Here is an 18343-nt window from a genome sequence, read left to right as displayed (position 1 = left end):
TGAATATGATATTTAACGCATGCCGATATCAGTGCATAGCGTTGTGCCTATTATTGAGCAACCTTTTACATTCACAGATGATAGATTACCAGCATCTTGGCCTGCAACAGGCTATAGAAATTGGTTTAAAAAACAACAAAAACATCCAGATCAGCCATTTAAAACAGGAGATGTCCGTGACAAAGGAAAAAGACCTGAAAATGGAAAAATTGCCGGATATTGAGTTTCATACCAGCTATAATCAGGTTACCAATCTTTTTCAATACCAGGATGGTGTATTTAATAAGCCTACAAAATATGATGCTATCAACGGAATGTATGATTTTACGCTATCAGCTTCCATTCCTGTCTATATGGGTGGAAAAATAAAAAATACTGAGAAAAAAGCAGCTATTGATACTGATATTTCAGCTTTAAGAACGCATCTGGATGAAAGACAGCTTAAAATGGAAGTGATTACCGCTTTCCTTCAGATTCATCATTTAAAAGAACAACAGTCTCTTATTAATGATAAGATGAAAGAGGATTCGGTGAACATCAAACAGGTAAAAGCTTTAAAAGCTAATGGTGTGGTTACCGTGAATGAAGTGCTGAGAACATCACTACAGCTATCCAATCACAAAATGAGCTGGACAGAACTGGATAACGACATACAGATCGCAGAGCATAAGCTTAAAACTATTCTTTCTCTTCCTGAACAGCAGGAAATGCATGTGGATACAGAAGATCTGATCTCTGATAAAGCAGCAATCCCTTACATTGAAGAGTTAACGGAAACTGCTTTAAACAAAAATGAATCGGTTGAAATTACCCATAAGAATCTTTCATTAAAAGAATTGGATCAGAAACTCATTAAGGCTAATTATTTACCCAAAATAACTGCTGGCGGAGAGTATTTCTTAAAATATCCGAATATGATGTTCTTTCCACCTGAACCTTATGCTTATCGTTTGGGAATGATCGGGCTAAACCTTACCTATCCTATCGAAAACCTGTATAAAAATAAATATAAAATGCAGGAAGCCAAAGAAAACATTGATTTGGCCAAACTTCAGATTGAAGAAAACGAAGAAAAGGTAAGACATAATGTATATGAGGCTTACAAAAAGTTTGAAGAAACCGACCAGAAGGTAAAAATCGCAGAAGAAGCCATTAATCAGGCCAAAGAAAACTATCGCATTGTAAGAACAAAATATGCGAATAAATTAAGCCTTATCACTGAACTAATTGATGCAGACAATACCTATCTGGAAGCAGAATCTAATCTTATTTCCGTAAAAATTAACAGACAACTCAAATACTATCAACTCCAATATACGATTGGAAACTTATAAAAACTATGGCACAGAAACAACTGACACAAAAAGAAAAAAGAATCAACAAGACGATTACTTTACTGGCCTGGATTCTTATCATCAGCGGAGTCACGGGAATGGTAAGTTTTTATCTTTTTTCGAGAAAAAATGTTACCACCAACGATGCGCAGATTGAACAATATATTACGCCGGTATCCAGCAAGGTTTCAGGGTTTATTAAAACCATAAAGTTTAATGAAAACCAGTTTGTGCATAAAGGTGACACCTTAATTGTTATTGACAACAGAGAATTTGTTAATCAGGTACATATGGCTGAAGCCAATCTGAATGCCAATACTGAAAATATTACCACCATTCAAAGCAGTGTTAATACGAAGGCAAGCGATACCAAAATTATTGATGCTAAAATGGCTTCTGCAAGAATTGATATCTGGAGAACGGAACAGGACTATAAAAGATATAAAAATCTATTGACTGAAGATGCCGCCACAGAACAGGAATTTGAAAATGTAAAAGCATCTTATGAACAGTCTAAAGCAAATCTTTTAGCTCTGGAACAACAGAAAAATGCAGTAAGAGCAGGGGCCAGCGAACAACAAACTAAAGTTGCCCCGGCTAAGAGCCAGATCCAACAAAGTTCAGCCAGTTTAAACAATGCAAAGCTTTTCCTTTCCTATACGGTAATTACAGCACCTTACGATGGCTGGGTAGGAAAAAAAACAATTCAGGAAGGACAACTGATTAAAGAAGGACAGGCATTGGTACAAATCGTAAGCAAAGAAAAATGGATCATTGCTAATTACAAAGAAACACAGCTTGGCCAGATCGATCAGACTAAGGAAGTGATTGTCACGGCAGATGCTTATCCGGATTTTGAATTCAAAGGGAAAATCCTTTCTGTTTCTCCTGCATCAGGGTCTCAATTTTCATTGGTAAAACCAGATAATGCAACCGGAAACTTTGTAAAGATTGAACAGAGATTTCCCGTAAAAATTATTCTTGATAATAACAAAGACAACGAAAAGCTACTTTCCGGAATGAATGTTCTGGTGAGTGCAAGGAAGATTTAGGCTTGATAGTATTAGAGTACAAAAATATTCGGTTGATTATCATTTTCAAATTAAATTATTTTTTTTTCTGCGAAAAGGCAAAACCGCAAAATACAGATCTGCTATAATTTTTTCTTTAAGCATACTTGTCATTTTACCTTTTACTTTTACCTCTTTGCCCTTTTGTCTTTTCGCATTTTTATTATAATCAATAGCTAAAAAGCAGATTCGCTGATTTATTAGCTTTCAAAACAACTATGCAACACAATACAGTTTATCATAAATGGGTACCACAATGGCTGAAACTGCCACTTCTTATATTGGCATTGTTTCCCCACCTGATGCTGTTGTCACTGTTACATTCCAACAGTGCCTTCACATCTTCTTTTATGGATGTAGATTCAGACGACATCCAATACCTAATGATTTTGATGTATGGGACATTTGTGGTTACCCTTTTAGTTTTACAACGCTTTATGGCTTACTTCAGTGTGAAATATTATATTCTGCTGATGTCTTCCATTTCAGTGATTATTCTCTACGCTTTATCAGTCACCAATGATTATCATGTGATTCTTGTGATCCGTTTCTTGGAAGGGATTTTTGGGTTGTTGGAAGGGGCTATTTTCCTTCCGCTGATTATTGCTGAACTGAAAACAAAACACGCCAAGGTTCTTGCCTACCTTTTCATGTACACCATTATGCTCACTGGCGGAACCGTAACCACTTCCCTGTTGAAATCAAGTATTGAAGACTATGATTTTCAGCACATGGTTTTAATGATGGTTTATTTTCATGTTTTTGTTCTCATCATCGGAATTGCCATTTTCAATAGAAATAGATTTTTCCCCAAAAAACCGCTATATCAACTGGATATTGCCAGCTGGTTTTTACTTTGGGTATGCTTACAGGCCGGAGGCTACGCCATTATTTATGGAAAAAGACTGATGTGGTTTGAATCAGACACCATCATTATGTGCCTGTTTGTATTCATGCTTTCCGGAGGTTTGTTCATGCTTAAACAAAGAAATTCCAAAAGACCATTATTTCATTTTGAAGTTTTCAGCTCTAAAAATGTCATTGCAGGGATGATTCTCTTTTTCATTTTTTATCTGATCCGTTCAGGGTTGAATAATGTGTACAGCATCATGGCAACCGTGTGGAAATGGCCTTGGGATTATATTGTTAACATCCAGTATTGGAATGTTGCCGGAACACTTCTGGGAGTCTTTTTATCAGGAATATGTTTGGTAAAAGGTGTTTCGTCCAGAATAGTTTTCTTTACAGGATTTCTTTTACTGGCTATAGATTGCGCATGGTTTACTTACACTTTCTATCCGGATACTACTCTTTCCACGATATGTCCACCCTTGTTTTTACAAGGTGTAGCACAAGGATTACTGTTTACTCCTTTGGTTTTCTTTCTCATTTCAGCAACACCGGAAGAATATGTTTCCAATGCCACAGCACTTGGGACAACCACCCGCTTTTGGACAACAGCTATCGGGTATGCTTTAATGCAGAATCTGATGCTATTTTTAACCCTAAAACATGCCGACACATTAAGTTTCAACCTTACAGATACCAATCCGGTTTTCTACAATCAATGGAACCAGGTTTTCGGAGTCAATATCTCAAAACTTCCGGTTAATGAATCATTATCTACAACCGTCGGAACCTTTAAGGCAAAAATAACCGCTCAATCTATCCTTCTTTCCAATATGGAGATATTTACAGGCTTGTTCTGGTTGGCTTTTATTACAGCACTTCTCTTACTGCTTTATCATCCGGTGAAAATAGCGGTGAGGAATATTATGTAGAGAAGAAGGGAAGCTGGAGGTGGGAAGCTGGAAGTTATTGAAGCCTTGAAGAATACCTGAAGTTTATTTTATTTAATATTTAAATTTACAGTTGCTCTTCATAAAATAATGTTTATTCCCCAAACGTCCAAAAGTAGCCTCCAGCTTCCAGCATCATCTTCCTTCCTCACCAACTTTGGCCAGCTTATTGTTGCTTCTCTTCATTACAATATCACACCAATACTTACGTTTAACGGATAAAACCATTCGTATGGAAATTGAAAAAATTTTACAGAGTCAGAGAGATTTTTTTAAAACGCAGCAGACCAAGAGTCTTGCTTTCAGAAAAATGTATCTTGAAAAACTCAGAAGTCTTATCATTTCCAATGAAAACATTCTTTACGAAGCCATTTATAAAGATTTTGGAAAATCTAAATTCGATACCTTCACCACAGAGATCTCTTTTATCCTGAATGATATTGAGTATTATCTGAAACATTTAAAGTCTCTTTCTAAGCCACGAAAAGTAGGTACCAATCTGGTCAATCAGCTTGGAAAAAGTAAAATCCATTCTGAACCATTAGGTAATATCCTGGTAATCGGAGCTTGGAACTATCCTTACCAACTGGCTCTTTCACCTATTATTGCTGCTATTGCAGCTGGGAACTGCTGTATTCTGAAGCCCAGTGAAATTGCTGAAAATACCATGAAAGCAATGTCTTTCATCATCAATAAAAACTTTCCCCCTGAATATCTGTATGTATATGAAGGCGGAATTGAAGAAACTACGGAGCTTCTGAAGTTGAAGTTTGATAAAATATTCTTTACAGGAAGTACCAAAGTGGGAAAAATTGTATACAAAGCCGCAGCAGAACATTTAACACCTGTAGTTCTTGAATTGGGTGGAAAATCTCCTGTCATTGTTACTAAAAATGCTAATCTTGAAATTGCTGCCAAAAGAATTGTCTGGGGGAAATTCCTGAATGCCGGACAAACCTGTGTTGCTCCGGATTACTTATTGGTAGAAGAATCTATACGGGAACAGTTTCTGGAAATGTTGAGAAAATGTATTAAAGAATTTCAATACAGCCCGGATTCGGAACAGTATACAAAGATTATCAATCAACGAAATTTTCAACGATTGGTCAATCTTATTGATAAAGAAAAAATATATTTTGGCGGAAATTTAGATGAAGAAAAACGATATATAGAACCTACTATCCTTCATACTATAGACTGGAATGATGAGATCATGCAAGAAGAAATCTTTGGTCCTCTCTTACCTGTTATCAGTTTTAAAAATTACAATATGGCCCTGAATGCAGTATTGGAATTGGAAAAACCTTTAGCTGCTTATCTTTTCACCAATAATGCTGAAGAAAAGGAAAACTTTACGCAAAAATTGTCTTTTGGAGGAGGCTGCATCAATGATGTTGTGATGCACTTAAGCAATGATAACCTACCATTTGGAGGTGTAGGAAATTCAGGAATAGGGAATTATCATGGAAAATTCGGTTTTGAAGCTTTCTCTCATCAAAAAGCAATTCTTGAAAAATCAACATGGGGCGAACCTAATATCAAATATCCGCCTTATTCTGAGAAAAAATTAAGCTGGATTAAAAGGTTTTTATAATTTCCACAGATATGTCTTAGAATACGCAGATTTTTTTGCAGAAATACAAAAGGTTGCTTCCAATAGAAACAACCTTTTGTATTTTTTATGCTTTAGGCTTCCAGGTATTGAAAAACTCTTTTACCTTGTCCTTGCTATATCCTTTTCCTTCTTCAAATACATCACTCTGCTGAACTTTAATCATTTTACCGGTTTTATCCAAAACGATAAACACAGGATATCCAAACTTTTCACCAGGATTATCATACTGAGCGAAAACTTTCTCATTTTTGTTATCCGGAGAATAATTCAGGTGATAATACAAGTAGTTTTTATCCACCAATTCTTTAAGTTCAGGAGTTTCCTGTACGAAATTATTAAATCTAAGACACCAGATACACCAGTTTCCACCAGCCTGAATTATAATATTCTTTCCCTCTTTTTTGGCCTGTGCTACTAATTTATTAATATCAGCCTGAGCATCAGCTTTCGGATTGTAAGGCTTAGGAAGTTTTGCTTTTTCTTCAGCAGCCTTCTTCTTTGCATCCAATTCTTTTTGTTCAGTGGGCACAATAAGAGCCGTTTTTTGCTTTCCTTTATCCGGTAAGTTCTTTACTTCCTGTGAGAAAGCCAATGTGCTTAATCCTAGAACAGCGATCAATGTCAATTTTTTCATAACATAAAAATAAAAAAATAATACTTATCTCCCTACAAAAATAGAACCATAATTTTATTATCACTAAATTTGCCTGTTTTATGAGCTTCTTAATTAAAATATTATATTTCATCTCAAAACTTCCGCTTAGAATATTATATATTTTTTCGGACGTTATGTTCTTCCTAAATTATTATCTGGTAGGCTATAGAAAAGAGGTAATTACTCAAAATCTTAAAAATTCCTTCCCTGAGAAATCTGAAGAAGAGATTAAAAAAATCCGGAAAAAATTCTATCGCAATTTCTCCGATTATCTGGTAGAAACTATAAAGTCATTCAGTATCTCCGAAACGGAATCCAGAGTAAGAATGCAGCACATTAATCAGGATGTATTTCATGAAGTACAAAAAGAAGGTAAAAATATTATTCTTCTTGCCGGTCATGTTTTTAACTGGGAATGGATCAATGCTTTGGCAAGAATTGTTCCTCAAAAGCACTGCCACCCTGTATATAGAAAGGTAAACAGTGATTTTTGGGAAAACCAGATGAAAAAAGTCCGAAATAAATTCGGAAATGAAGCTCTGGAAGCCAATGAAGTAATTCTTAATATTTTCCGAGGTAAAAATAACGGAGAATCTATCTACATGTTTGTGGCAGATCAAACTCCTCATTTTTCACATGTCACTTATGGATTGGAATTCTTGAACCAAAGGACTCCTGTTTTTATAGGCTATGACAAGCTAGCCACCCGAATGGATCTTGCTTTTATTTATTGTGAAATGAAAAAAGTGAAACGCGGGTATTACCAAGTTAATTACTACAGAATATATCCGGACAATGAAAAATTCGTAGAACATGAAGTGGTAAAGAAGTTCCATAAAATGTTGGAAAACACCTTACACAAACATCCGGACAATTATCTTTGGTCCCACAGAAAATGGAAGTATCAGGATTCCATCAAAAATTTTGATTCTGAAAAAAATTAGATGTACATGCAGAACAAACTGGCTGTTGCCATCTTAAACTGGAATGGGAAAAACTGGCTGGAAAAATTTCTTCCGAGTGTTGTTCAGTTTTCTCAAAATGCAGATATTTATGTTATTGATAATCTTTCTACCGATGATTCCATAGCATTTCTGAACACCTATTTCCCTACTGTAAAAATTATTAAAAACGATAAAAACCATGGGTTTGCCGGTGGTTATAATGAAGGATTAAAGAAGATTAACAATGAATATTACTGTCTTCTTAATTCTGATGTAGAGGTTACTGAAAACTGGATAGAACCGATATTACATCTGTTTGAAAAGGATCCTACAATTTCTGCAATTCAGCCTAAGGTTTTATCCTATAATAATAAAAACTTCTTTGAATTTGCAGGAGCTGGAGGCGGTCTGATTGATAATCTTGGTTATCCTTACTGCAGAGGACGAGTTTTTGATGATCTCGAAGAAGATAAAGGACAATATGATGATGAAACAGAGATCTTCTGGGCATCGGGATGCAGCTTTTTTATTCGTTCCAAAGATTTTTGGGAACAAAATGGTTTTGATAAAAGATTTTTTGCCCACCAGGAAGAAATTGATCTCTGCTGGAGACTTATTAATTCAGGAAAGAAGATATTTTATACCGGAAAATCCAAAGTATATCACGTAGGTGGTGGAACTTTGAATAAGCAAAGCGCTCAAAAGACCTATTTAAACATCAGAAATAACCTGTCTATGATGCTTAAAAACCTTCCCTTTCCTAAGCTGATCTGGCTGATCTTTTTCAGGCTTTGCCTGGATGGTGTTGCTGGAATTTATTTTGGGTTAAAACATGGCTTCCCTCACCTTTGGGCAGTTGTTAGAGCACATTTCGGATTTTACGGACAGCTTCCGGGAACATGGAAACTTCGCAAGAAACACCAGAAAGATCAATTCTATCAGTCGAAATGGTTAATATTTACACATTTTTTAGGCGGAAGTGAGAAATAAAAAATACACAGTCTTCAACTATGCACAACCTTAACCTTGAACTCAAAACTTTAAACCCAAACTGGCAATACAATAACAATTAACCAACAATACAATTATGGATTTCTGCGCAATAGATTTTGAAACAGCCACTCATGAAAAAAGCTCTGCTTGTGAGATGGGAATCTGTGTGGTACAAGACTCCAAGATTGTAGAAACCAGGACCTGGCTCATCAAACCACCCAGCTTCCCCTACTTTAGCCAATTTAATATTGCAGTGCATGGAATACAGCCTGAGGATGTACAGGATGCTCCTACTTTTGATGAAGTCTGGCATGAAGCAGAAGAATTGATGTATGGATCATTAATGATTGCCCACAATGCAGGTTTTGATGCTTCAGTTTTAAGAGGCTGCCTTGAACATTACGGAATGTTTACTCCCAAATTAAACTACCTGTGCAGTATACAGCTTGCTAAAAAATCATGGAATTATCTTCCAAAGTATGGGCTGAAGCCACTGGCTGAATATCACGATATTAAATTCAATCACCACAGAGCCGGAGCTGATGCCGAAGTATGTGCAAAGATCTCTTTACTGGCTTTTGAGAAACTCTTCCTCACCAGCAATGATGAAGTGAATGAATATATGAAAGCAAAAATCAAAAAGCTTTAATAATACAGCTAACAGACCCGGGTTCCGATATCTGCATCAGTCATTTTTTACAACAACACTATTTAATTACTTAAAACTTCAGATAACAGGTTGAATTTTGGGATATCAATCTCAAAAGTCTCCTGAGTCTTCAGGTTTTTAACAAGGTATTTTCCACTCATATTTCCTACTCCGGAACGGAGCATTACATTGGAGAAATAAGCGAAATTTTCGCCAGTTTCTATCTCTGGAGTCAGGCCGATAATTCCATCGCCTATAATTTCTGTGTATCCAAATCCTACATCAAAGATGAGCCATTTTCTTTTCAGTACTTTTATAGGAAAGCTTCCGTCATTTTCTATAGTGATATTGTACTTGAAAACATAACGGTTTTCGGATGGATAACTATTCTTACTATCATATTCAGGTATAACTGAAACTTTGATATTGGAAGTCATTTTTGAAAACATCATTGTAGTATTTTCTTAATAGATACAAAAATCTCGCCTTTTTTAAGGCGAGATTATATATTTACATTATAATTTTATTAAAACCTATAATCCAAGGCCTTTTCTTTCGTCACCTCCCATTAATACTTGAACAGGATTGTCAATACCTTCTTTTACCGCTACAAGGAATCCTACAGATTCTTTTCCGTCGATAATTCTGTGGTCATAAGACATCGCTACATACATCATTGGTCTGATTACAACTTGTCCATCAACAGCAACTGGTCTCTGGATGATGTTGTGCATTCCTAAGATTGCAGATTGAGGTGGGTTGATGATTGGTGTAGATAACATAGATCCGAAAGTACCACCGTTTGTAATAGTGAATGTACCACCAGTCATTTCATCAACAGTAATTTTACCGTCTCTTACTTTTGTAGCAAGATCTTTGATGTTTGCTTCAACAGCGCTGAAAGACATGTTTTCTGCATTTCTCAATACAGGAACCATTAATCCTTTAGGACCTGAAACTGCAATTGAAATATCGCAGAAATCGTAGTTTACTTTGAAGTCTCCGTCAATAGATGCATTTACATCAGGATACATTTCTAATGCTCTTGTAACTGCTTTTGTAAAGAAAGACATGAAACCAAGTCCAACTCCGTGTTTTTGAGCGAATTCTTCTTTATATAATTTTCTTAATCTGAAGATTTCAGACATGTCAACTTCGTTGAAAGTTGTTAACATAGCTGTTTCATTCTTCACAGAAACTAATCTCTGAGCGATTTTTCTTCTTAAAACTGAAAGTTTAGTTGTAGTTGTAGATCTAGAACCTGTAGCAGTAAGAGGGCTTCCTCCTAATGCAGGAACTGCAGCTAATTCAGCATCAGTCTTAGTGATTCTTCCATCTCTTCCTGTACCAGAAACCTGTGCAGCATCCATTCCTTTTTCGTCAAGGATTTTCTTAGCAGCCGGAGATGGAGCTCCTGTTGCATAAGTTTGTGGAGCAGCAACCGGCACAGCTGGTTTCGGAGCTTCTTGTTTAGCAGGTTCAGCAGCCTTTGGAGCTTCTTCCTGTTTTGGAGCCTCAGCAGCAGGTGCAGCACCTTCTGGTCTTGCAGCATCCATATCAATTAAACAAACTACCTGACCTACTTGAACTACATCACCTTCTTCTGCTTTTAAAGTGATAATACCACTTTGTTCTGCCGGCAATTCAAGAGTTGCTTTGTCTGAGTCTACTTCAGCGATAGGTTGATCTTTTTCTACGTAATCACCATCTTTTACAAGCCAAGTTGCAATTTCAACTTCTGTGATTGATTCGCCCGGTGAAGGAACTTTCATTTCTAAAACTGACATATCGAGTATTTTTTATTTTTTAATTGATTATTATTTAATTAAGCTGTAACGGGTCTTTTTGCAGGAGCATCATCTCTATCAAAAACTCTGTTGATCACTGCATTTTGGTTCTTCTCAAACATTTTGTGACTACCTGGAGCTGGAGCACCACTTGGTACCGGAGCTACTACCTGAATTCCTGTATCTCTGAAATTTCTCAGGATATAAGACCAAGCCCCCATGTTTTCAGGTTCTTCCTGAGCCCACACTAATTGTTTTCTGTTTTCGTATTTGCTGAAGATTGCTTCAATAGCATCTGCCTGAAGTGGATATAACTGTTCGAATCTTACTAATGCAATATTTTCACAGTTTAATTCTTCTTTCTTCGCTAATAATTCGAAGTACAGTTTACCTGAACAAAGAACTAATTTTTCTACTTTTTTAGGATCTGCAGTTGGATCGTCTAAGATTGGCTGGAATGAACCTGTTGCGAAATCTTCAAGTGGAGAAACTACTTTAGGGTGTCTCAATAAAGATTTAGGGCTCATTACAATCAATGGCTTTCTGAATGCCCACTTCAACTGTCTTCTTAATAAGTGGAAGTAGTTGGCAGGTGAAGTAATATTGGCTACTACCATATTTTCATTAGCACAAAGCGTTAAGAATCTCTCCAATCTTGCTGAAGAGTGTTCTGCACCCTGACCTTCTGAACCGTGAGGCAATAACATTACCAATCCATCCTGAATTTTCCATTTTTCTTCTGCAGCAGCTAAATACTGGTCAACAATAATCTGAGCACCGTTCACAAAATCTCCGAACTGAGCTTCCCAGATGGTTAATGTATTTGGAGAAGCCATTGCATATCCGTAGTCGAAACCTAGAACACCATATTCTGAAAGGTGAGAGTTGAATACATCAAATCTGCTTTCTGATACATGTCTTAACGGGATATATTCTTCTTCTGTATCTTCAGTCTTTACCACAGCATGTCTGTGAGAGAATGTACCTCTTTCTACATCTTCCCCAGAGATTCTTACATTGTGCCCTTCTACAAGTAGCGTAGCATAAGCTAACAACTCTCCTAATGCCCAGTCTAATGAATTTCCTTCAATAGCTTTAACACGGTTATCGAAAAGTCTTGTAATCTTGTTGATGAATTTTTTATCAGCTGGAAGTGTTGACATTTTAAGCGCCAGCTCTTTCAATTTAGCTAAGTCGTATTTTGTATCAACCGGTAACTGAACTGCTCCTCTTTTTCCAATTGGATAGTCTACCCAATCTTCAGCCATGAACAGGTCCATTACGTTTTTCTCAATTTCTTTAGAGGCATCAAAGTCTTTATCAAGAAGTGCTTTAAAGTCAACTTCCATCTTTTTGATGATATCATTAGAGATAACGCTGTCGTTAATTAATTTATCTTTATAGATTTCTCTTGGGTTCGGATGTTTAGAAATTGCCTTATAAAGGTTAGGCTGAGTAAATCTTGGCTCATCCCCTTCGTTGTGACCATACTTTCTGTAGCCTAATAAATCGATATACACATCTTTTCCGAATTTCGCTCTGAAATCAGCAGCAAAATGGATCGCATGAACTACTGCTTCAGCATCATCAGCATTTACGTGCATTACAGGAGATTCTGTAACTTTTGCGATGTCTGTACAGTATGTTGAAGATCTTGCATCGTGGAAGTTTGTGGTAAAAGATACCTGGTTGTTTACAACGATGTGAACAGTACCTCCTGTTCTGTATCCTTCAAGTGTCATCATCTGAGCTACTTCGTAAGCAATACCTTGTCCTGCAATAGCACCATCACCGTGAATGATGATTGGCAATACTTTAGAATAATCTTTATACTTATCATCTACTTTCGCACGGCAGATTCCTTCTACTAAAGCTGCTACGGTTTCAAGGTGAGACGGGTTTGGCGTTAGGTTGATGCAAACTTCTTCTCCTGAAGCTGTTTTGATCTTTTTAGATGATCCTAAGTGATATTTAACATCACCTGAGAATACATCTTCTTCGAATTCTTTTCCTTCAAATTCTGAGAAAATCTGCTTGTAAGATTTTCCGAAGATGTTTGATAATACATTTAATCTTCCTCTGTGAGCCATCCCTAGAACAACTTCATCTACTCCTAATTGAGAAGATCTTGAGATCAACTGATCTAAAGCCGGGATTAATGTTTCTCCACCTTCCAGTGAGAATCTTTTCTGACCTACAAATTTTGTATGAAGATAATTTTCAAAGGCTACAGCCTGATTTAATTTTAATAAAATTTCTGTTTTTTCATTCGCAGAAAGGCTTGGGTGGTTTTCGTTTACCTGAAGCCATTTTTTAATGAAATCTTTTTCTTCAACGTTGTTGATGTACGTATATTCTACCCCAATAGAATCACAGTAGATATTTTCAAGATGCTTGATAAGGTCTGCCAAAGTAGCAGGCTCTTTCATCCCTGTTTCAACTGCACAGTTGAATTTTGTATTTAAATCTGCTTTAGAAAGACCGAAGTTCTCAATGTCTAAAGTAGGTGTATAGTGTCTTCTTTCTCTAACTGGGTTTGTCTTTGTAAACAAGTGCCCTCTTGTTCTGTAAGCCTCGATAAGGTTTACTACTTTAAATTCTTTCTTGATGTGTTCAGGAACTTCTCCGTTGGTTACCGCCTGAGAAATTTGTTGTACTGCAGGAGCAGCGTTGGCCGAAGCCTGAATAAATTGAATGTTATCGTCATCTCCGTAGTTCTCTAAAGCAAAATCGAAGCCTTGAAAGAAAGCTTTCCATGATGGTTCCAAAGAATCCGGGAATTTTAAGTATTGTTGGTATAAATCCTCAATTAACTGAGAATGAGCTGCGTTTAGGAATGAAAATCTGTCCATTATTACAGTTTATCTATTTATTAAAATTTATTTGTAGAATTAATCTTCAAATTTAATAAAAAAAACCGAGTTAGAACAGTCTGAAACCGTTAAAAAAACTTAAGAAAAAAATTATTCTGAAAAAATTACTTATACACTGATAATGAGAGCTTAATGTTCACGTCCTGACCTTCCATCGGACGTTCAATAAAGGTCTGACGGATATCTCCGAAGCGCATCTCGTCTTTTTTGGCTTTCAGAATCAGCTGCTGAATTGACTTAATTCTACCTTCATAGCTCCCTTTGTAGTACATTACATAGTTTTGTGATGGGTTTACCGACCTAAAATTAAAGTTATTGTCAGATACTCCGATTTTCTTGGAAAGGGGAATTCCCAGGAAGTAGGAAACTTCTTTGTCTTTATAGTTATCCGCATCGGTCATCAGAACCGGATAGCCAAATTCATCATCTTTTTTACCAAGATCCATCGATACGAAATTATACACTTTGTTATAATTCATCACGATATTTTTGTAAAGAGCATCTTTTTTATTCGCTGTACTTACGTTGATTCCCAATAGCAGTTTATCTTCTTCATTTTCCACCATCAGACTGTCATACTTGATGGCTGCCATCTGATTGTCTTTTTCAACCTTATTTCCTAACGAATTTTTAAGATTGACCATACTTTTGTTGATATTTTCAGCAAAACGGTCTTCTGTCCAAAAGTTTTCAACCCTTCTCCAAACGGAAAGTTTCGGAGTATGTACATACCACGTAATTTTGGTCTTTTCTGCAGAAACAGGCTTAAATTTAACATCAACTAATGTCGGATTTTCATTTTCATCCTCAAAAAGCTGATATTTTAAAGTCTTATTAAGATTCTCATAACGGATGAACATTTCCCCATCGGTATCATTTTGTTTGTCTACGTAGCTTATGGCACTTCCCTGTCCTTCATAAGGCGTATAATAATCTATGTCCATAGACTGTGAACTGGTAAAAAAGTTGTTCCATCTCGTAAAACTCTGGAGATTGTTGAACTGGGCAAAAACTTTATCTACCGGATAATCAATCTCTTTTTCAACGGTAAAGTTCTTACTTTCATCCACCAAATAATACATGGAAGCGGCATAAGCTCCTCCCAAAAGAACAATAAGTACAATAAGATATTTAAAAATACGCATCGCACAAAAGTAATACAAATAAAAAAAGTGACCAATATGCCGATCACTCTAGTTGTATGTTTAACAATAATTAACCTGGTTAAAGGCTGGAAATTGGCTGCAGGAAGCTGGAAGTTACCATTATTCCAAGGATTACTAACAGTCCTATGATTGAATTTATTATTTACAAATCATTCAATAAAGAAAAGCATATTCATCACTCGACTTTAATAACTTCCAGCCTCCAGCTCCCCTCTTCCTTACTTACTTATCCAATATGTGTTCCCGGTGCCAGCACTGCTCCTTTTTTCACGACTACGATACCATCCTGTACTGAATAGGTTCCATAGTCACCATCCGGAAGATGTTTTCCACCGATAATCTTTACATTATCTCCAATATAGCAGTTTTTATCAAGGATTGCTTTTTCAATATAGCAATATTTCCCGATTCCCATATTCGGGCGGCCACCTCTGTCGTTCAATACGATTTCCGTGGTATTTTGATAGAAATCTGCTCCCATTACGTAAGAATTGACGATGGTACTGCCTTTATCAATTCTGGTTCTGTTTCCAATTACGGAGTTTTCAATTTTATCTGCCATAATGATGCATCCATCTCCGAAAACGGCCTTACTTACATAAGAACCATTGATTTTCGAGGGCGGAAGCATTCTTGCTCTTGTATAAATGGGTGAAGAGGAAAACAGGTTGAATTGAGGGAGGTCCAGACAAAGGTCCAAGTTAGCTTCGTAGAAGGACTCTATTGTTCCAATATCCGTCCAATACCCTTCATATTGATAACTTAATGTTTTATATTTTCCGATAGAGCTTGGAATAATATCTTTTCCGAAATCATCACCTGCTCCTTCATCAAACATTTTCTTAAGGATAGTTTTAGTGAAGATATAGATTCCCATGGAAGCCAGGTATTCCTTACCTCTGTGTTTATTCTCCTCCGAAACTTCAGATTGCAAACCTTCCAACATCTCATAATTCGGCTTTTCATAGAAAGACGTGATATTTCCCTCATCATCGGATTTTAAGATCCCGAAACCGGTGGCATCCTTAGCATTTACAGGAATTGTAGCAATAGTAACATCACCTCCGTTTTCAATGTGAAAATCGAGCATTTCTCGGAAATCCATCTGATAAAGCTGATCTCCTGAAAGAATTAAGATATAGTCATAATCATATTTTTCAAGATGCTTCATCGACTGGCGTACGGCATCTGCTGTACCTTGATACCAGCTGTCATTTTCAACATTCTGTTCAGCAGCCAGAATATCTACAAAACCTTTACTGAAGATATCAAAGTGATAAGAATTCTTAATATGTGAATTCAGAGATGCTGAATTAAACTGTGTAAGTACCAGGATTTTATTCAGTCCTGAGTTCAGACAGTTTGAAATAGGGATATCAACCAGCCTGTATTTTCCTGCAATAGGAACTGCCGGTTTTGATCTGGTATGCGTTAACGGGAATAATCTTGTTCCTCTTCCACCGCCCAGTACAATAGAGATTACATTTCGGTTCATAAATACATTGCGTTTTTTATTTTACTAAGTTTACTGTTCTTTTATTGGTGTCTACATTAACTCTGAAACCTATTTTATTTTCATATTTCAGCTTCGGATTAATTACAGCTACTTCATACTGCCCCTTATCATTAAGTACTTTTATTTCTTTATCTACATCATCAATGGGAATATTATGATCTCTCAACTTGCTTCGGAATAGTTTGTTTACGATAAGTACATCCATTACATCTACCCGTTTCATCATAAAATCCTCAATATCCTTGTTATATCTCAAAGCCCAGCCTTCACCACACTTCTTTTCGATGGCTTCCCGAGTTTTTTTATTGGTGTCAGTTATCTTTTTTAATGTTTCATCATCAATTACACAGCCTCCGGCATCTACCCATTTTATTTTCCATTTTTCAGAGATGGCCTTGGTTGCTTCTTCCCTATACATATCTTTAAGACCCGCTCCGTATAACCAAAAATAACCATTATGAAGTCCATCATCTTCTTTTTTACAGGAAGATAGCAATATTATGATTGATAAAAAAGAAAAAACTTGTGTAATATCAGCTATTATATAAAGCTATATATTTTTCTGCAGATTTCTCCCATGCAAAGTCAAAATTCATATTGGCATGAATAAGTTCTTTCATCATCCCCTTTTGATTATAGATCCCAATCGCTCTGTTCATCGCATGTACAATATCATCTACCCCGGGATACGTAAAGTTCAGTCCTGCTCCACCCGTTGAAATATCTTCTACTGTATCTTTCAATCCACCAGTATATCTTACTACAGGAACGGTTCCATATCTCATAGAGTACATCTGATTTAAACCACATGGCTCTACTCTTGACGGCATCAACAGAAAGTCTGCCGAAGCATAGATCTTATGAGAAAGGTGTTCTTTATATCCTAAATCCAAAGCAAAATTGGTATAGGTATAGTCGTATTCCTTAAGTTTATTCTCAATATAGGTATTTCCTGAGCCCAGGATCATGATATTTAAGGCTCCATAGCTTTGTTTGATACTTTTCCATACTACATCCGGTAACAGATCTGCTCCTTTTTCCGTAGCAAATCTTCCAATGAATGCAAACAGAGGAAGTTTCGGGTTCAGGCCGTATTCTTTACACAATTTTTCTTTATTTTTCTTCTTTTGGGCCACTGCATTTTTACTGTTAAAGTTAAAATCCAGCATCGGATCGGTTTCCGGGTTCCAGACTTCGGCATCAATTCCGTTGATGATGCCATAGGCTTTCCCAAATTCCTGACGAACCAGACTTTCAAGTCCACGGAAACTAATGAAAAGTTCTTCCAGATATCCTTCAGACACTGTGGTAAAAGCATGCGAACATTTAATCATACTTGCCAGTGGATTCATAAAACCATTCCAATCCATTAATCCCCATTTATAGGCATCAAATGAAGGCATATAGTTCGCCATATTCCAATTCATCATTCCCTGATATTCTCCGTTATGGATAGTCCCAATAGTTTTTACCCCTTGTAAAAAGCTAAATTCAGGACAATGTTCCACCATAAAAGGAACCAGCCCTGTATGGTAATCATGGCAATGGAGAACATCCGGCTTCAATTCCATCGCGCACAACCAATGCAGAATAGCCTGCTGAAAGGCCAAAAACTGGAAACTTTCATCCTGATAGCCATAAGGATTGTCTCTATCCAGCAACCCGGGAATTTTCACCATGTAAAGTTCAAACCCCAATACATTTGTCTTTTCCTTCATCACCTGAACCTGCAGCATATTGGATCCCTGATGAATAAATCCATCAAATACCACCTCAAATTCATGTTCATGAACAAAAGGTTTGTTATACCATGGCATTACCACCTTGGCGTCTATTCCTTTTATTTTATTCTGATATTTTGGAAGTGCCCCGACAACGTCTGCCAGTCCACCCACTTTTGCTATAGGATAACATTCTGTGCTTAAATGATAGATAACCATTT

General features: G+C 36.5%; 15 protein-coding genes. 7 read left to right on the top strand and 8 right to left on the bottom strand.

Annotated features, from left to right (window positions below):
• Window positions 1-77: 77 nt before the first annotated feature.
• From J2772_RS02620 to J2772_RS02605, 4 genes are all read left to right on the top strand, one after another.
• On the top strand, window positions 78-1334 hold the full coding sequence (locus J2772_RS02620; RefSeq protein ID WP_209913025.1) for a TolC family protein: 1257 nt from the start codon (window positions 78-80) through the stop codon (window positions 1332-1334).
• 5 nt (window positions 1335-1339) lie between these two features.
• A complete protein-coding gene (locus J2772_RS02615) occupies window positions 1340-2386 on the top strand; it encodes an HlyD family secretion protein (protein ID WP_209913023.1) in 1047 nt (348 codons plus the stop codon).
• 236 nt (window positions 2387-2622) lie between these two features.
• Entirely contained in the window at window positions 2623-4185 is a 1563-nt protein-coding gene (locus tag J2772_RS02610) for a hypothetical protein (RefSeq protein ID WP_209913022.1), read from the top strand.
• 250 nt (window positions 4186-4435) lie between these two features.
• Window positions 4436-5797: an aldehyde dehydrogenase gene (locus J2772_RS02605; protein WP_209913020.1), complete on the top strand. Its 1362-nt coding sequence runs from the start codon at window positions 4436-4438 to the stop codon at window positions 5795-5797.
• Between the two features lie 85 nt (window positions 5798-5882).
• Here J2772_RS02605 and J2772_RS02600 read toward each other — a convergent pair whose 3' ends face one another.
• Window positions 5883-6452 (bottom strand): thioredoxin family protein, encoded by a 570-nt coding sequence (locus tag J2772_RS02600; RefSeq protein ID WP_209913018.1) that lies wholly within the window; start codon window positions 6450-6452, stop codon window positions 5883-5885.
• A gap of 80 nt (window positions 6453-6532) precedes the next feature.
• Between J2772_RS02600 and J2772_RS02595 the strand changes: the two genes are divergently transcribed.
• From J2772_RS02595 to J2772_RS02585, 3 genes are all read left to right on the top strand, one after another.
• Window positions 6533-7417, top strand: coding sequence for a lysophospholipid acyltransferase family protein (locus tag J2772_RS02595; protein ID WP_209913016.1), 885 nt, complete (start codon window positions 6533-6535; stop codon window positions 7415-7417).
• A gap of 6 nt (window positions 7418-7423) precedes the next feature.
• Window positions 7424-8407 (top strand): glycosyltransferase family 2 protein, encoded by a 984-nt coding sequence (locus tag J2772_RS02590; protein ID WP_209913014.1) that lies wholly within the window; start codon window positions 7424-7426, stop codon window positions 8405-8407.
• Between the two features lie 97 nt (window positions 8408-8504).
• Window positions 8505-9059, top strand: coding sequence for a 3'-5' exonuclease (locus tag J2772_RS02585; protein ID WP_209913012.1), 555 nt, complete (start codon window positions 8505-8507; stop codon window positions 9057-9059).
• A 62-nt stretch (window positions 9060-9121) separates the two neighbouring features.
• On the opposite strand, the gene apaG is transcribed toward J2772_RS02585, so the two are convergent.
• The 7 genes from apaG to J2772_RS02550 all read right to left on the bottom strand — a co-directional run bounded on the left by apaG (window position 9122) and on the right by J2772_RS02550 (window position 18341).
• Complete coding sequence (apaG, locus tag J2772_RS02580) at window positions 9122-9511, bottom strand: Co2+/Mg2+ efflux protein ApaG (RefSeq protein ID WP_209913011.1); 390 nt, start codon at window positions 9509-9511, stop codon at window positions 9122-9124.
• An 81-nt stretch (window positions 9512-9592) separates the two neighbouring features.
• Window positions 9593-10846 (bottom strand): 2-oxoglutarate dehydrogenase complex dihydrolipoyllysine-residue succinyltransferase, encoded by a 1254-nt coding sequence (gene odhB / locus J2772_RS02575; protein WP_209913009.1) that lies wholly within the window; start codon window positions 10844-10846, stop codon window positions 9593-9595.
• Window positions 10847-10884: 38 nt separating this feature from the next.
• Window positions 10885-13698: a 2-oxoglutarate dehydrogenase E1 component gene (locus tag J2772_RS02570; RefSeq protein ID WP_209913007.1), complete on the bottom strand. Its 2814-nt coding sequence runs from the start codon at window positions 13696-13698 to the stop codon at window positions 10885-10887.
• Window positions 13699-13823: 125 nt separating this feature from the next.
• Window positions 13824-14864: an SRPBCC domain-containing protein gene (locus J2772_RS02565; RefSeq protein ID WP_209913005.1), complete on the bottom strand. Its 1041-nt coding sequence runs from the start codon at window positions 14862-14864 to the stop codon at window positions 13824-13826.
• Between the two features lie 247 nt (window positions 14865-15111).
• Window positions 15112-16380, bottom strand: coding sequence for a glucose-1-phosphate adenylyltransferase (locus J2772_RS02560; RefSeq protein WP_209913003.1), 1269 nt, complete (start codon window positions 16378-16380; stop codon window positions 15112-15114).
• 16 nt (window positions 16381-16396) lie between these two features.
• Complete coding sequence (locus J2772_RS02555; protein WP_209913001.1) at window positions 16397-16897, bottom strand: hypothetical protein; 501 nt, start codon at window positions 16895-16897, stop codon at window positions 16397-16399.
• 37 nt (window positions 16898-16934) lie between these two features.
• On the bottom strand, window positions 16935-18341 hold the full coding sequence (locus J2772_RS02550; protein WP_209912999.1) for a glycogen synthase: 1407 nt from the start codon (window positions 18339-18341) through the stop codon (window positions 16935-16937).
• Window positions 18342-18343: the final 2 nt, after the last annotated feature.

Origin of the sequence: Chryseobacterium jejuense (genome assembly GCF_017877355.1) — a bacterium.
Lineage (GTDB): Bacteria > Bacteroidota > Bacteroidia > Flavobacteriales > Weeksellaceae > Chryseobacterium > Chryseobacterium jejuense_A.
The sequence above is the reverse complement of the archived record's forward strand: the minus strand, read 5'-3'. Positions and strand labels throughout refer to the sequence as shown.

Bases quoted from the DNA above. Each gene is read 5' to 3' on its own strand.
- J2772_RS02620 (WP_209913025.1), top strand. From the start codon at position 78: ATGATAGATTACCAGCATCTTGGCCTGCAACAGGCTATAGAAATTGGT.
- J2772_RS02615 (WP_209913023.1), top strand. From the start codon at position 1,340: ATGGCACAGAAACAACTGACACAAAAAGAAAAAAGAATCAACAAGACG.
- J2772_RS02610 (WP_209913022.1), top strand. From the start codon at position 2,623: ATGCAACACAATACAGTTTATCATAAATGGGTACCACAATGGCTGAAA.
- J2772_RS02605 (WP_209913020.1), top strand. From the start codon at position 4,436: ATGGAAATTGAAAAAATTTTACAGAGTCAGAGAGATTTTTTTAAAACG.
- J2772_RS02600 (WP_209913018.1), bottom strand. From the start codon at position 6,452: ATGAAAAAATTGACATTGATCGCTGTTCTAGGATTAAGCACATTGGCT.
- J2772_RS02595 (WP_209913016.1), top strand. From the start codon at position 6,533: ATGAGCTTCTTAATTAAAATATTATATTTCATCTCAAAACTTCCGCTT.
- J2772_RS02590 (WP_209913014.1), top strand. From the start codon at position 7,424: ATGCAGAACAAACTGGCTGTTGCCATCTTAAACTGGAATGGGAAAAAC.
- J2772_RS02585 (WP_209913012.1), top strand. From the start codon at position 8,505: ATGGATTTCTGCGCAATAGATTTTGAAACAGCCACTCATGAAAAAAGC.
- apaG (WP_209913011.1), bottom strand. From the start codon at position 9,511: ATGATGTTTTCAAAAATGACTTCCAATATCAAAGTTTCAGTTATACCT.
- odhB (WP_209913009.1), bottom strand. From the start codon at position 10,846: ATGTCAGTTTTAGAAATGAAAGTTCCTTCACCGGGCGAATCAATCACA.
- J2772_RS02570 (WP_209913007.1), bottom strand. From the start codon at position 13,698: ATGGACAGATTTTCATTCCTAAACGCAGCTCATTCTCAGTTAATTGAG.
- J2772_RS02565 (WP_209913005.1), bottom strand. From the start codon at position 14,864: ATGCGTATTTTTAAATATCTTATTGTACTTATTGTTCTTTTGGGAGGA.
- J2772_RS02560 (WP_209913003.1), bottom strand. From the start codon at position 16,380: ATGAACCGAAATGTAATCTCTATTGTACTGGGCGGTGGAAGAGGAACA.
- J2772_RS02550 (WP_209912999.1), bottom strand. From the start codon at position 18,341: ATGGTTATCTATCATTTAAGCACAGAATGTTATCCTATAGCAAAAGTG.